This window comes from Aquimarina sp. (genome assembly GCF_977115655.1).
In genome coordinates this window covers 17927-32583 of sequence record NZ_CDSBKO010000034.1, presented here as the reverse complement: position 1 = coordinate 32583, position 14657 = coordinate 17927, and the positions used below count along the sequence as shown (strand labels likewise).

14 protein-coding genes are annotated in these 14657 nt (G+C 31.8%); 8 read left to right on the top strand and 6 right to left on the bottom strand.

What is annotated here, in order from left to right:
- Positions 1-275 precede the first annotated feature (275 nt).
- The 5 genes from ACZIYX_RS14400 (at position 276) to ACZIYX_RS14380 (ending at position 4416) form a co-directional block, all read left to right on the top strand.
- Complete coding sequence (locus ACZIYX_RS14400; protein WP_462682951.1) at positions 276-851, top strand: sigma factor-like helix-turn-helix DNA-binding protein; 576 nt, start codon at positions 276-278, stop codon at positions 849-851.
- Positions 852-904: 53 nt separating this feature from the next.
- Positions 905-1801 carry a sterol desaturase family protein gene (locus ACZIYX_RS14395; protein WP_462682950.1) on the top strand — a complete coding sequence of 299 codons (897 nt, stop codon included), beginning with the start codon at positions 905-907 and terminating at the stop codon, positions 1799-1801.
- A gap of 250 nt (positions 1802-2051) precedes the next feature.
- A complete protein-coding gene (locus tag ACZIYX_RS14390) occupies positions 2052-2633 on the top strand; it encodes a Crp/Fnr family transcriptional regulator (RefSeq protein WP_462682949.1) in 582 nt (193 codons plus the stop codon).
- A gap of 276 nt (positions 2634-2909) precedes the next feature.
- Complete coding sequence (locus ACZIYX_RS14385) at positions 2910-3401, top strand: YybH family protein (protein ID WP_462682948.1); 492 nt, start codon at positions 2910-2912, stop codon at positions 3399-3401.
- A 19-nt stretch (positions 3402-3420) separates the two neighbouring features.
- On the top strand, positions 3421-4416 hold the full coding sequence (locus ACZIYX_RS14380; protein ID WP_462682947.1) for an MBL fold metallo-hydrolase: 996 nt from the start codon (positions 3421-3423) through the stop codon (positions 4414-4416).
- Positions 4417-4854: 438 nt separating this feature from the next.
- Here the strand turns inward: ACZIYX_RS14380 and ACZIYX_RS14375 are convergent, their stop codons facing one another.
- The 5 genes from ACZIYX_RS14375 to ACZIYX_RS14355 all read right to left on the bottom strand — a co-directional run bounded on the left by ACZIYX_RS14375 (position 4855) and on the right by ACZIYX_RS14355 (position 8953).
- A complete protein-coding gene (locus ACZIYX_RS14375) occupies positions 4855-5232 on the bottom strand; it encodes a VOC family protein (RefSeq protein ID WP_462682980.1) in 378 nt (125 codons plus the stop codon).
- Positions 5233-5385: 153 nt separating this feature from the next.
- Positions 5386-6207 carry an AraC family transcriptional regulator gene (locus ACZIYX_RS14370; RefSeq protein WP_462682946.1) on the bottom strand — a complete coding sequence of 274 codons (822 nt, stop codon included), beginning with the start codon at positions 6205-6207 and terminating at the stop codon, positions 5386-5388.
- A 428-nt stretch (positions 6208-6635) separates the two neighbouring features.
- Positions 6636-7496: an endonuclease/exonuclease/phosphatase family protein gene (locus ACZIYX_RS14365; protein ID WP_462682945.1), complete on the bottom strand. Its 861-nt coding sequence runs from the start codon at positions 7494-7496 to the stop codon at positions 6636-6638.
- A gap of 115 nt (positions 7497-7611) precedes the next feature.
- On the bottom strand, positions 7612-8556 hold the full coding sequence (locus ACZIYX_RS14360; RefSeq protein ID WP_462682944.1) for a tRNA dihydrouridine synthase: 945 nt from the start codon (positions 8554-8556) through the stop codon (positions 7612-7614).
- 223 nt (positions 8557-8779) lie between these two features.
- On the bottom strand, positions 8780-8953 hold the full coding sequence (locus tag ACZIYX_RS14355) for a hypothetical protein (RefSeq protein ID WP_462682943.1): 174 nt from the start codon (positions 8951-8953) through the stop codon (positions 8780-8782).
- Positions 8954-10278: 1325 nt separating this feature from the next.
- Between ACZIYX_RS14355 and bla the strand changes: the two genes are divergently transcribed.
- Genes bla through ACZIYX_RS14340 form a run of 3 tightly spaced genes read left to right on the top strand, consistent with a single transcriptional unit; the run spans position 10279 to position 13105 of the window.
- A complete protein-coding gene (bla, locus tag ACZIYX_RS14350) occupies positions 10279-11040 on the top strand; it encodes a subclass B1 metallo-beta-lactamase (RefSeq protein ID WP_462682942.1) in 762 nt (253 codons plus the stop codon).
- Positions 11041-11042: 2 nt separating this feature from the next.
- Complete coding sequence (locus tag ACZIYX_RS14345) at positions 11043-12815, top strand: ABC transporter ATP-binding protein (RefSeq protein WP_462682941.1); 1773 nt, start codon at positions 11043-11045, stop codon at positions 12813-12815.
- Positions 12816-12865: 50 nt separating this feature from the next.
- A complete protein-coding gene (locus ACZIYX_RS14340) occupies positions 12866-13105 on the top strand; it encodes a CDGSH iron-sulfur domain-containing protein (protein WP_462682940.1) in 240 nt (79 codons plus the stop codon).
- A gap of 63 nt (positions 13106-13168) precedes the next feature.
- Here the strand turns inward: ACZIYX_RS14340 and lpdA are convergent, their stop codons facing one another.
- Positions 13169-14575, bottom strand: a complete 1407-nt coding sequence (gene lpdA / locus ACZIYX_RS14335) for a dihydrolipoyl dehydrogenase (RefSeq protein ID WP_462682939.1) — start codon at positions 14573-14575, stop codon at positions 13169-13171.
- Positions 14576-14657: the final 82 nt, after the last annotated feature.

Sequence of the window (14657 nt, the reverse complement as noted above, 5' to 3'; positions counted from 1 at the left end):
TTTTTGAAGCGTTTATACTTGTTCAAAACCCATTTTAAGGATTCGGTGATGGAGGTAATAAAACACAGGTTTTAGTGAGTTATGCTTTATTTTCCTATAGGTAATGTCCAACCCCAAACCATACTTGTTCCTAGATCAAAAAAGAAAAATGGGACTCATCAAAAGAATTAGAAAATAAATCAATAAATTTGACTTAAAACCTGATGAATCAGCATTTTATAACAACCTAATAATCAATAAAAAAATTGACGTTAGTCAGAAGCAAAAAAAAGATAATGACATTTAAAGAAATCTGGGATAAGTACAAAGGTCATTTACTAAATTTCATCAAAACTAAAATTAATGATGAACACAATGCAGATGATATTTTGCAAGAAGTTAGCATAAAACTACTTGACAATCTAAATCGAAAAACAGAAATAAAGAACTATAAAACATGGCTTTTTCAAGTAACCAGAAATACGATTGCAGATTATTACAGAAAAAATAAAAAACATTCCGAATTATCAATAACCCAATCTAAAATCAATACCAATTCAAGTGCTTGTTTCTGTGATTTGTCGGGTTTTGTGATTCAATCTTATCTGCCAAAAGAATATGGCGAGCCGCTTTATTTAAGTGATATTGAGCAAAAATCTCAACAAGAAATTGCCGAATTACTTGATTTAAGCTTAACAGCAACAAAATCGAGAATACAAAGAGGACGCAAAAAACTAAAAAAATTAGTGAGTACTTGCATTGATATCTCTTACAACAACAAAGGTCAAATATCTGATTTTCAATTAAAAAACAATTGCAAACTTCCTATAGAATTGAAAACTGAAATGGAAAGAATAAATTTATTTCTATAATCTTGCATCTTTTTACTTTCATCTTACGACTACAAGAGAAAGTAAGTAGACAAATGAAACATAAAATTGCTTCTTCAGTAGCTGTACCAGCCTTATTAATTTTAACTGGCATATTTAGTTATTTAACACTTCAAAATAATTGGAATTTTGAAATAGTATCTTATTCCCTTTTTATATTTACACTTTTCTATATTCTAATTTTAGAACGAATAATTCCTTTAAAACAAGAATGGAAATCAAATAAACAGATATCCTGGACAGATATTAAACATTTCATTTTTTCGACAGCCATATTTGATGCTTTAGGAAAAATGCTTGCATTATCATTAACTGTTTGTCTTCAAGAAAAATTCTTCTTAATAACTAATTTTTGGAATTCATTGCCATTTTTGGCAACATATATTATTGCTAACTTGACAGGCGAATTTCTTCCATACGTTTATCACAGAGTAAGCCACAAAGGAAATACAAACTCGCGTGTAAGTCTACTGTTATGGAAAATACATTCCATTCATCATTTGCCAACAAGTTTAAATTGGTTTAAAACAAATTGGATTCATCCAATCAATATTTTCTTAAATACTTTTTTAAAAATGACTCCTCTTTTAATTTTAGGGTTTAATAAAGAAATTATTTTCTTAGTGGGTATTACACACGTAATAATTGCCTACCTCTCTCACGCAAACATTCAAACACAAAAAAGCTTTTGGGATTATATAATAGTTACACCACAAATCCACCATTTTCATCACAGTAAAAAAATGGAAGAAGCAAAAAATTTCGGTAATATTTTTCCATTTTGGGACTTAATATTTGGCACATATTATAACCGAAAAGGTGCAGTTGAAAAAGTTGGAGTTATTAAAAATATTAAAACAGATTATCCAAAAGAAAAAGAATACTTTAAACAATTATTATTTCCTATAACAACTTCAAAAAAAATGCTGTAAATAAAAATACCTGTGCATAGTCGTGTAGATACCGTAATTTATCTGCCCAAATTATGTACAAAAGCTTCTCCATTTTTTGATGCCATAAATTACTTTTTTACTAACTGGAACAGTTTGATGTTTTATTTTACCTTTATTTGCTACGAAACTATCTAACAGAATTTAAGAAATCATAAAATTAAGAAGTGGTTAGACAAAATAACCAGCAAAATTTTATAATTCTTGAAATAGAACTTGTATTAATAAAAAAATGAACACAGAACCAATCATAGAATACTTTTCTAAATTTTTACCGCTTAGTAATGTCGAAATAGATGCTGTAAAATCCGTATTTAAAGAGCGTAGAATAAAACGCAGACAATTTATACTTCAAGAAGGGGATGTTTGCTCCCTAAATACCTTTATTGTAATGGGTTGTTTTAGGATGTACTTTGTTGACAAAAAAGGCAAGGAACACAATATACAATTTGCAATCGAAAATTGGTGGATTGGTGATATTGGCAGCTTTCATTCAGAAGAGCCCAGTAAATTATATATAGAAGCTATAGAGAACTCTATTATTCTTCAAATAAAAAAACAAGATCAACTGGATTTATTTGTTAACCATCCCAAATTCAATCGTATTTTTAGAGTATTCACAGAAAATGCTTTGGTGGCTCATCAAAAACGAATTCTACAAAATATTAGTTCAACAGCTGAAGAACGCTATCTTGATTTTGTAAAACTCTATCCATACTTCTTCAATCGTATATCAAACGTTCAAATAGCATCGTTTCTGGGAGTAACTCCCGAATTTTTAAGTACAATCCGAAAAAAAATAGCAAAATCTTAATCTACGTTAAGAGTTTTTCTTTAACTACCTTATAGGTAAACCCTTTTATTACATCTCATCTTTGTGGTGTTCATAATTAATACCATTTTAACTTTGAAATAGTGCGTATAGAAATTGAATTTATTTTTTAAGTATTCAAGGCAAAAAACTTATGCCAGACTTGCTGGTATCAAGCATAGCTGTAGTTACGGTTATATTTTTTAACGAAGAATAGATGAAAAAGAAATAATCTATTAGTGCTATTTCAAAGTTAAAATGATATAACACCTGCAAACAATGAAAAACCTACAAATAATCCTAATAGTAATAGTACTATTGGTTTCATGCAAAAATAAATCTGAAAACGTAAATAATAAGGTAAACCTAAATAACACAGAAAAAATGGAAAAATTAGAAAAACAAGAAATCGAAAATTTATTAATCACTTATAAAGAGTCATTAAACACATCTAATGCCGAAAAAGCTACTTCTTTGTATACCAAAGATGGAATATTTATGCCTTCGGGAACGCCTTCTGCAATTGGAGTTGAAAAAATAAAAGATGCTTACGACTTTGTATTTTCTCAAATTCAATTAAACATAGAATTTTTTATAGAAGAAATTATTATTGACGATACTATTGCATACGCAGTTACCAGCTCCAAAGGGTCAACTTTAATTCATGCCAATGGACAAACAATCCCCGAAGAAAACAGAGAATTATTTGTTTTTGAAAAAGAAAACGGATCGTGGAAAATAGCCAGATATATGTTTAATAAAACCAAATAATAAAATCTAATCTGAAAGAATGAAAAAAATAATCATATTAATAGTTTTAATAGGTATATCGGTTCCGGCATTTGCTCAAAAATCATTAGATAGCTATCATAGTGTTTTACAAAGCACATTAGACAGATCTATCAAAGTTAGTCATGAAAAAGGATACACCATTAAAGAAGTTAAACCAAATATATATGTATTGACCGATGGTATATGGCAATCTGCTGCAATTGTTACATTAGATGGTGTAGTTTTAATTGATGCTCCGGAAAGTTTTGGGCAAAATATTGAAAAAGCCATTGCAGAAGTAACCGATAAGCGTATTACAACATTGGTCTATACACATGGCCATTCAGACCATATCGGAGGTTCTAAATATCTGGCCAATATCGAGAATTTAGAAATTATATCACTAACCAAAGTTGCAGATTTTTTGAGAGAACAAAATGACCCCAGAAGATTGATACCAAATAGAAGTTTTGAAGGAGCTTTGGTTTTAAAAAAAGGGAACAAACAAATTTATTTATCCAATCACATGAATTACCATTCCAACGAAGGCGATTTGTTTGTATCTGTTCCTGAAGATAAATTTTTAATGGTAATAGATGTATTGGCACCAGGTTATGTCCCATTCAAAAACCTGGATTTAAGCAATAATGTACATAACTATCTTAAAGTTTTTGATCAAATACTAGCTTATGATTTTGATGTATTTATAGGAGGGCATTTAACCGCTATTGGTGATAAAGAGGATGTATTACAAACCAAAGCTTATGTCGAAGACTTATATAAAACTGTTAAGCGCATACATAACTCAACAAATATGATTGAGATAATGGGTGCTACTGCCCAAAAAATAGGATGGGACAATAAATATTTACTATTTGATGCCTTCTTAAACAAAGTAATTGAAGACAGTTATAAAGAAATTGAATCCCGTTGGATTGATAAATTAGCTGGTGTGGATGTATTTTCAAAAAGCCATATTTCAACAATGTTAAATTATGTACGATGGGATGATTAGGTTAGATACAACCTTTGCTACAATCGTAATTTTAAAGATCCCAAAAGTAATATAACAGTCATACAAAACTTGTTTAAGCAGGTAGCTTATAATCGATAAGTTAGTACTTAAACAAGTTTTGTATGACAATTTGTTAGCAACAGATCTAAAAGCCATTACATACTTACCTTGTTACCAATAGTTTAAAATAAAAAAGTTGTAGAATCAACAAGGATCTGTCTATATTTAATATCTTTTTACTCCAAACCAGGCATCAAAAAACTGCTTGCTTTGATTTATTTCAATTATCTATATTTTTAAACATTACCTAAGTCTGACTTATTTGGGATTGATATAACTAAACTTGATCCTCCTTTTTGTTCTTCAATTTTTATATAAATTTAACCAGATGCTAACTTAGGTTGGTATAAAAAATACTCTTGTTGTAATTAAAAGTTTTTATTCTGGTTTTGTATAGGTTACTATATCAATACCTATTCCATTAGGATCTACAATGGCAAAGTGCCTGTCACCCCAAGGTTCATTTCGTATATCTATTTCAATTTTCACATCTTTCTTTTTTATTTCACGATAGATTTTATCTACATCATCAACTTCAATAGTAAGATACATCCCGTTACCTGCAAAAGGTTTTTGAAATATGCTTTTTTGTGTTGGATGATTAGGCAACAAAAAACTAATTTCATGTTTGCGATTGGGGGTATGCATTAACAGGTAAAATTCGTTTTCAAAAGTAACCCCAAAATCAAGTGTTTTTGTATAAAATTCTTTGGTTTCAGATAATTTTTCGGTAATAATTCCTGCGTTTAGTTTCATAGTTGTTAAATTTTGATTTTTTTGAGAAAATATTTGTGTAACTGTTAGCAAAATAAATGCAATGCCAAAAATTTGTTTCATAGTTTTTAGTTTTTTTATTACACTTCAAAATTATAATGATAATACTATTAACTATTGTAAAAAACGGACATATTAATGAGTTCTTTTAAAGGCTTTATTGGGAGTAACGCCATAAAAGTTTTTAAAATCTTTTATAAAGTGAGATTGATCATAATAACCAACATCATAAAAAAGTTTATTTTGGATAAGGCTTTGATGGGATGGTTTTGCTTTTAATATATTTTGAAACTGAACAACTTTACTAAATGTTTTGGGAGATTCCCCAATATAAAATTGAAAAAGCCTTCGTAACTGCCTATTGCTAATTCCTGCGTCTACATCTTTTTCGATGTTTAGCACACCATAATTTTTTAAAATTGTATCTATAGCATTATAAAGTCTGCTGTCAAAATCAAAATTGGTTTGATTCAATATCTTGGTAAAGTATTCATCAAATTTTAATTTAATATCCTCAATTTTTATTTCGGGATAAAAATGATTGGCTATAAATTTTGACGTTTGCGGTACATAGTCTTGTAATTCTTGGAACTTATTACTTAATTCGCTTGCGTTAATCTTAAAAATTTGAGGAAACATAGTTGGCAAAAACCTAACCCCCACATAGTTAAATTCTGGCTGTAATATATACTCTGTATACTTTTTGCAAAAGCCCGCTACAAAATTGTCTTTAGGATTGTTTACTTCAAACAGTATATCAATACAACCATCAGAAACCACTTTATAACTAAATGCCTGATCCAAAATTTTTGTTGTTTTTAATTGCCAGTAACAATAAATATAAGATTGTAAATTAGCACTTGGCAAAAACTCGACATAAGTTACATTTTCTTTAGCTTGTTTTATGGTTGGCTGTATGGGTTGAAATAGATCCCGAATGTTTTTTTCTATATTCATTTCACTTAATTACCATCCTGTTTATGTAAATGAATCAACAACCCTTGGGCAAACTCACGAGGTATACTCCTTAAAACATATTTTGTTCCTGAAGCAAACCTTGGGTAATTAGATCCTTAATATGGGATTAAATTTATAAAATTCATTTCGGTTTATGTGCTAAATCTACTATATTTTACACATGTTTATCCCTTTTTAACTTTGAAATAGTATTAATAAATTATCTCTTTTTTATCTATTCCTTATTAAATAAATTTCAATACGCACGATTTCAAAGTTAAAACGGTATTATTGCCGTTGGTCATTACGTATTTAAGATGTCCGTTTTTTCAACTTTTTTTATATTGTTGTGGCTTGGGTTTATATACTATAGTAGCAAGCCGGTCTCATCTGTAGTGTCTTAATATAAGTTTTGATCTATTTCGACCTTATTTATATATTCCTATTAAGAGTGCGTGATCGGATGCTTTATAAAATTCTTTTTCGAGTAAAACCGGAGTAATTTCTTTGGTGCTCCAAATTTGATCTATTTCAAATAAAGGAATACCGTAGATCCAGGTTGCTGTAAATCCCTTAGAAACCTTATGAAAACTATTCAGATTATTTCTAAAATCGCTAAAATGCACACTTTCATAAGGAGTATTAAAATCCCCTGCAATAAAAGATGCGGTATTTTTTTTACTAAACCTATAAATAATGTGCAGTGCAGATTCTCTATTATTAAAGGGTACTGCATTAACATCTGCAATTAGTATGGATCTTTTTTGATTGTCTAAAGTGACTGTTGCATAATTAAACTTATAACTGAGATCTTTGCAATAATAGCTAACATCTTCTATTTTTCCTTTTACAGCCAATACCATTTCTCCTTCTAGTTTTTGTATGCTATATGCAGGAAATGCTTTTTTAAATCGTATTAAGTCTTTATACGTCAATCCTTCGGCTTCTACCAGAGCTATAAATAAGATTTTCTGCTCTTTTACTTTTTTAATGATAATATCCATGGATTCCCCTCCTTTTCTTCCAATATTCCAAAATAATATACTCTTTGTTTTATCTAAATTATTTGGGGAGGGCTGCCCGTTATAATAATAACTAAACCAATATAACAACAAACATAAAAAACAAATAACCAAGGGATAGAATACTTTTTTAATACTAAAAAACAATACACTTAAAAACAAGCTTCCTATAATTAAAAGTAGTGGCGGAAATGCATAGTATAAAACATGCAAAGGATATATACTATCTTTTACTATAAAATGAATAAAAACCAGTATGCCATACAATATGAGTAGAAAATTTTTATTTAAAATACGATACTTCTGCTTTGTTATTTTTTTTGACAACACTATAGATTATAAATTAAAAATATAATAAAGACACTCTTGTTTTTATGGGTGGTTATATACTATTCAGAATCTCTTTTACAGCCTGTTGATATGCTCTTGCATTACCTGCTTTTTTTATTTTTTTAAATGTTTTTTGCGGGTTAGGAAATATAGTTGAAAAGTATTCCCAAAATCCTAACATTTTCATTTTAATAGGGGTTGGCCCAGATAATGCTTCATCATATTGTTGGTATATTGTATCATGAAACTCACTAAAGATTTTAAATCTATTTTTGGGATATGTGGTTGTATTGTTTTTTATCATGCCTGGCAAAAAAGGATCCGCGATAAGGCCCCTGCCAATCATCCAATGGTCGATCTTAGGAAACCGTTCCTGCATTTCTCTAAACACTGCTACCGATGTAATATCCCCGTTATAATATAATTTTTGATTGGTATTATCCAGACAACGCTGAAACGATTCTAGATCCACCCCCCCTTTATATAATTGTTTTCCTATACGTGCATGGATCGCTATATTTTTTATAGGATACTTTTCTAAAACAGGAAACACGTGCAAAATTTCTTCGCTACTCTCATACCCCATCCTCATTTTCATAGATACTACAATATCTGTTTCTGTATGCACTCTATCCAAAATATGGTCTATTTTTTGAGGATTGCAGATCAATCCGGACCCCATCCCTTGTTTGGTAACCATTGGATACGGACATCCCAGGTTCCAATTAAGTTCTTTATAGCCATATTGCTGAATGAATTTAACCACAAACAAAAACTCCTCTGCATCATTAGTCATTATTTGAGGGATTACCCTGGGTACTGTATTATTTTCTGGCAGGATATCTTTCTGAAAAGAAGACTTGATGACCATTTTTCCATTAAACCGAATATAAGGGGAGTAAAATGTATCGATCCCTCCAAAATAGGTATTAAAAGCGTTTCGAAATCGAAAATCTGTAAATCCCTGCAAAGGGGAAGAAAGGAGTGTAAGGCTCATACCAAATAAAAAATAAAACTATTCAAAAGTGGTAGAATATTATTATTTTTTAGAATCAACTACCCTTGCCAAAAGTACAAGGTATGCTTCTGAAAAACATATTCTTATTTTGAGGCAAGCCTCGGGAAATTAAACCCCGCAATGTGGGATCAAAAATCGTGTAAATATACTCGAAAAGCAGGATGCTAGCCTAATGAATATAAAAGAATACTCTTGATATTATCTAAAAAAAATGCTGATACTGCATTGCTCTAAAATCTATAGTGTTAAATTTGGGGGTTTTGCTTTTTAAGGTCTTGTACTCGTCCAGAACTCCTATAGACCGGTTAGCTGCGCCCGAGGGTGCTGTAAGAGATATGGTTTTTATTACCCTGTTTTCTATAATAAACCTGTGCATTCTGGGAATATCGTTTCACTCTATTTCTAATTGTATCCCTTGTTTCTTTATATGCTTTCTGAAAAAATATTCGGGACCATTTTTACTATTTCCCCCAGTAAACAATAGGGTATCAATTTTTGGATATTGTTTAAGATAGTCCAAAATATTTCTAAGTTTTAAAGACTAAATCTAAAATTATAAATGTTAAGGTTGGAGGTCGGGTGTCCGGGGTCGGGAGTCGGGTGCCCGATGTTCGATGTTCGATGTTCGATGTCGGATGTCGGATGTCGGGGGTCCGATGTCGGAAGCGACAGTTTTAAAGACTAAATCTAAAATTATAAATGTTAAGGTTGGAGGTCGGGAGTTAGACAGGCAGAGGAGAGTGTAAATATAACCTTGTCTGAATACTAAATCATTATTTTATAGATTATTCAGATACGATGACAAAATTAGAACGCCAAGAATTAGAGAAAAAGCTTTGGAAGCAGAAATAGAAGATCTTTTAAGCGTTTCAGAGCGTTCAAAGGCAATAAGCGCAATGGTAAGTCGAAAAAAAAACAGTAAAGCGTAGTGAAGGTGCTTTTGAATTAGAAGTTCCTACCGGACCGTCAAAATAATTTTGAGCCAGAATTGGTAAAAAAAGATACAAGCCATTGTAAATCAAATACTTAAATAACACCTGCCGGTGTTGTAAGCGGGCTTTTTTATGGTTCAAACTTTACAAATTCTTTTCCATTGATTTCTTAAAGTATCGTTTTCAATGATTTCTATTTCACTAAAATTTTCTCCGTTAAAAATGCTAACTCCTTGTGGCGTTTCAAAGTAAAGATTTCCAGATTCATCTTCTTGTATTCCTATAATATTTTCAGCTAAAAGACCATCTTTAACAGTAAAAAGTTCAAGACAGGTATCGTTATACTTATACCCCCCTTTTCATTTCCTCCAAACCATATATTATTTTTGCTATCTTGAAAAATGAGCAAAATTTTATCTTCAAGTTTGATTTTAGATTTGTTTGAAAAGATAGATTCCTCGGATTTAATTTGTCCCTTACAATATGAAAAAGAAATAATTTATTAGTGCTATTTCAAAGTTAAAGTGGTATTACCCATAACTTTACTGTCATTGGTATTGGTTACTTTATAATCAATGGGGTAAATTATGTTTACCATCTACAGTGGTTTACACATTATAGGCTACTTTAAAATTTAAAGGCTTCATAAATCCCAAAAAGTTTGCATAGAAAACCTCTGCTATACACCAGGTAAAAAATCTTTGATTTTCTTCACCTTCACGCGTTCAACCAGATAATAAAATACTATTTTTAAACAAAAAAGATCATCTTGAAAAACTTACATCAAAACAAACCCTACTTCTTTGTTTTTCTTTTATTAGTAACCAGTTTTTTTTCTTGCAAAAACCAGAAAGACAATCCTGATATTATGGTTTCTAAAGAGCTAGTCATTAAAAAACTTAGCGATCATAGTTATATACACATATCTGATCTAACGTTAAAAAATGGGGTAAAAGTTGCTTGTAACGGGTTTATCTATATACATAACAAAGAAGCATATATATTTGATACTCCTGCAAATGATACTGCCACTACAGATTTGATACAATGGCTTCAAAAAGATAAAAAAACGACTATAAAAGGAGTAGTTTTTAATCACTTTCATGCAGATTGCAATGAAGGTATGGATGTTTTTAAAAAAGAAGGAATACCAACCATTGCCAGTAAAAAAACTGCCAAATTAATGGCACTGCATAAATACCCTGAACCTAATTTATTATTTAAAGAGCAACTTACACTCACTTTGGGCAATAAAACTATTATAAATACTTTTATGGGGGAAGCCCATACCATAGATAATATTATTTCTTATTTCCCGGATGAAGAACTTATTTTTGGAGGATGTATGATTAAAAGTATGCATGCAAAAAAAGGAAATCTGGCAGATGCCAATATAAAAGAGTGGTCTGCCACAGTATCCAAAATAAAAGAAGCATACCCAAAAACAAAAATAGTCATTCCAGGGCATGGGGAACATGGAAATACCGAACTATTAGATTACACTATTTCTTTATTTAAAGCAGAACAATAAACATGAGAGAATTTCAAAATAACTCTACCCAAAAAGATAAAAAAAAATCCAAAGTTAGCATTGGTCAGGCTTTTAAAACCATTATCTGGCCCAGAAAAAATCTTGTTTTGATCGGGTTATTACTAATTGTACTTAGCAGATTAGCTAGTTTGGTATTACCTATGGCTACTAAGTACTTAATGGATGATGTTATTGCTAAAAAAGATTTTAAAATGCTACAGTTATTATTAATTAGTGTAGCAGCTGCTATTTTAATACAATCTATAACCTCCTATCTTTTAACCCGAATACTTAGTGTACAAGCACAATTTTTAATTTCAGAATTACGGGCACAGGTACAAAAAAAAGTACTCTCCCTGCCTATTAGTTTTTTTGACAGCACAAAATCAGGAGCTTTGGTATCCCGTATCATGAATGATGTAGAAGGGGTACGAAATTTAATTGGTACAGGGTTAGTACAACTAGTTGGTGGTACCATTACCGCTATTATCTCATTAGTTTTATTAATTCGTATCAGCCCGTCGATGACCTTATTTGTATTGGTGCCTGTTTCTATATTTGGGGTAATTGCATTAAAGGCTTTTAAATTTATTCGGCCTATTTTTAGAAAAAGAGGGGTTATTAATGCCGAAGTAACGGGCAGACTAACCGAAACACTTGCCGGAGTTAGAGTAATAAAAGGTTTTAATGCAGAAGAACAAGAAAACAAAATATTTGAAGAAGGGGTAAACCGTTTATTTCAAAATGTAAAAAAGAGCTTAACCACAACTGCATTAATGACCAGTTCGGCTACTTTTTTATTGGGCATTGCTTCTACAGGGATTATGGGAATTGGTGGTTATAAAATTATCACAGGCGAACTAACTATTGGGGATTTTCTTTCTTTTACTTTATTACTTGGATTTATGATCGCTCCTATCGTACAAATGAGCAACATCGGAAGCCAATTAACCGAAGCATTGGCAGGACTGGACCGTACAGAAGAGTTAATGAATATGACTCCTGAAGAAGAAATACAGGATCGAACTATAGAGCTTAAGGATATAAAAGGAGACATTATTTTTGACAATGTTTCGTTTGCTTATCAAGAAGAAAAAAATGTGATACACAACATTAGCTTTACTGCCCCGTCTGGTACTGTAACTGCGTTGGTGGGTAGTTCTGGATCAGGAAAATCTACGATTGCAGGATTATCTGCTACTTTTTTAAATCCAAAATCAGGACTTATTACCGTAGATGGCAACGATATCTCTAAAGTAAAACTACATAGCTATCGTCGTAATCTTGGAGTTGTTTTACAAGACGAATTTTTGTTTGAAGGAACTATACGACAAAATATAATGTTTCCAAAACCAAATGCTACAGAAGAGCAAGTACAAAAAGCAGTTAATGCAGCTTATGTAAACGAGTTTACAGATCGTTTTGAAAATGGGTTAGAAACATTAATAGGAGAACGAGGAGTAAAACTATCGGGAGGACAAAGACAACGAATTGCTATTGCAAGAGCTATTTTGGCAGATCCAAAAATTATTATATTAGATGAAGCCACCTCTAATCTGGATACAGAAAGCGAAGCATTAATACAAAAAAGTTTGAATGAATTAATGAAAGGCAGAACCACTTTTGTTATTGCACACAGACTAAGTACGATTAAAAAAGCAGATCAAATTTTGGTTATAGAATCGGGCAAAATAGCCGAAAGAGGTACACATGATGAGCTAATATCCTCAGAAGGCAGATACTATGATTTGTATACGTATCAAGCAAGGATTTAGAATGAATCTTAACATAGTATTGGATACTTTTAAAACAAAATATCAATCCTATGGAAAATAATAAAAGAGGTGGAAATGCGCCTATCGCATGCCAATTAGAGGCAGATAAAAACTATGCCTGGTGTACCTGTGGGCATAGCGAAAACCAACCATTTTGTAATGGAAATCATAAAAAAGAAGGAGCTACCCCTCCTACCATATTTAGTGTTACCGAAGCTAAAGAAGCTTATTTATGTACTTGTAAACAAACCAGTAATCCCCCATATTGTGATGGATCTCATAAAGACTAGATAAAAAAATCCCGATTAAAATATTTTAATCGGGATTTTTTTATCTAGTCTAAACTTTACCTTTTAAACATGTAATGCTCTGTTATCTGTTGCGGCTAATGCAGCCTCTTTTACAGCTTCTGTAAAGGTTGGATGTGCATGTGACATGCGAGAAATATCCTCGGCAGATGCTCTAAACTCCATTGCAGTAACTGCTTCGGCAATAAGATCGGCACAACGCGCTCCAATCATGTGTACCCCCAGTACCTCATCGGTAGTTTGGTCTGCAAGGATTTTTACAAAACCATCTAAATCTCCACTAGCACGGGATCTACCCAATGCTCTAAACGGAAATTGCCCCGATTTATACTTTACTCCTGCTTCTATCAACTCCTCTTCTGTTTTACCTACAGCAGCAACTTCTGGCCAGGTGTATACTACTCCCGGGATTAAGTTATAATCAATATGTGGTTTTTGTCCGGCTAAAGTTTCAGCAACAAAAGTTCCTTCTTCTTCGGCTTTATGTGCCAGCATAGCCCCTTTTATTACATCTCCGATCGCATAAATATTAGATGCACTGGTTTGCAAATGATCATTAACCTCAACTTGTCCTCTGTCATTAAGTTTTACTCCTGCTGCTTCTGCATTTAATCCATCGGTATATGGTCTGCGTCCAACAGATACTAAGCAATAGTCTCCTTTAAACTCTACAGGGCTTCCTTTTTTATCTTCTGCAGTAACAGTCACTTCTTTTGCAGTTGCTTTTACTCCTGTAACTTTATGCGAGGTATAAAACTTTACCCCTTGCTTTTTCATCACTTTCTGTAACTCTTTTGATAGTGCTTTATCCATTCCCGGGATAATTCTATCCATATATTCTACCACAGAAACTTCTGCTCCTAAACGACGATATACTTGTCCTAGCTCTAAACCTATAACTCCTCCCCCTATAATCACAAGGTGTTTAGGAACTTCTTTAAGAGTAAGCATCTCTGTAGAAGTAATTACTCGTTTTTTATCTATTTTAATAAATGGCAAGGTCGACGGTTTAGAACCTGTAGCAATAATGGTATTTTTTGCTTCAATAGTTTCTACAGTTCCATCTGTTTTGGTTATATCAATATGTGTAGCATCTTTAAAAGCACCAACACCTTCAAAAACATCTATTTTATTTTTTTTCATTAAAAAACTAACGCCATCACAAGTCTGATCTACTACAGCTTGTTTACGGGCAATCATTTTTTCAAGGTTGATCTTTACCTCTCCCGGGATTTCTATCCCATGATCTGCAAAGTGTTTTATAGCATGCTCATAGTGGTGAGAAGAATCTAATAATGCTTTACTTGGGATACACCCTACATTAAGACAAGTTCCACCCAAAGTGCTATATTTTTCGATTATTGCGGTTTTCATACCTAGCTGTGCGCATCGAATAGCGGCCACATATCCGCCAGGTCCAGAGCCAATTACGGCTACATCATATGTACTCATAATAGATTATTATGTTGTGCGTATTAATTATGTATAGCAAATGTACAAATGTTTTGCTTCTTACAGAAGCGCTGATCTTACC

Excerpts from the sequence above, each read along its gene's own strand:
- ACZIYX_RS14380 (WP_462682947.1), top strand. The coding sequence starts at position 3,421 with ATGAAAAAAATAATCATATTAATAGTTTTAATAGGTATATCGGTTCCG.
- lpdA (WP_462682939.1), bottom strand. The coding sequence starts at position 14,575 with ATGAGTACATATGATGTAGCCGTAATTGGCTCTGGACCTGGCGGATAT.
- ACZIYX_RS14340 (WP_462682940.1), top strand. The coding sequence starts at position 12,866 with ATGGAAAATAATAAAAGAGGTGGAAATGCGCCTATCGCATGCCAATTA.
- ACZIYX_RS14395 (WP_462682950.1), top strand. The coding sequence starts at position 905 with ATGAAACATAAAATTGCTTCTTCAGTAGCTGTACCAGCCTTATTAATT.
- ACZIYX_RS14400 (WP_462682951.1), top strand. The coding sequence starts at position 276 with ATGACATTTAAAGAAATCTGGGATAAGTACAAAGGTCATTTACTAAAT.
- ACZIYX_RS14360 (WP_462682944.1), bottom strand. The coding sequence starts at position 8,556 with ATGAGCCTTACACTCCTTTCTTCCCCTTTGCAGGGATTTACAGATTTT.
- ACZIYX_RS14390 (WP_462682949.1), top strand. The coding sequence starts at position 2,052 with ATGAACACAGAACCAATCATAGAATACTTTTCTAAATTTTTACCGCTT.
- ACZIYX_RS14375 (WP_462682980.1), bottom strand. The coding sequence starts at position 5,232 with ATGAAACTAAACGCAGGAATTATTACCGAAAAATTATCTGAAACCAAA.
- ACZIYX_RS14355 (WP_462682943.1), bottom strand. The coding sequence starts at position 8,953 with ATGCACAGGTTTATTATAGAAAACAGGGTAATAAAAACCATATCTCTT.
- ACZIYX_RS14345 (WP_462682941.1), top strand. The coding sequence starts at position 11,043 with ATGAGAGAATTTCAAAATAACTCTACCCAAAAAGATAAAAAAAAATCC.
- ACZIYX_RS14385 (WP_462682948.1), top strand. The coding sequence starts at position 2,910 with ATGAAAAACCTACAAATAATCCTAATAGTAATAGTACTATTGGTTTCA.
- ACZIYX_RS14370 (WP_462682946.1), bottom strand. The coding sequence starts at position 6,207 with ATGAATATAGAAAAAAACATTCGGGATCTATTTCAACCCATACAGCCA.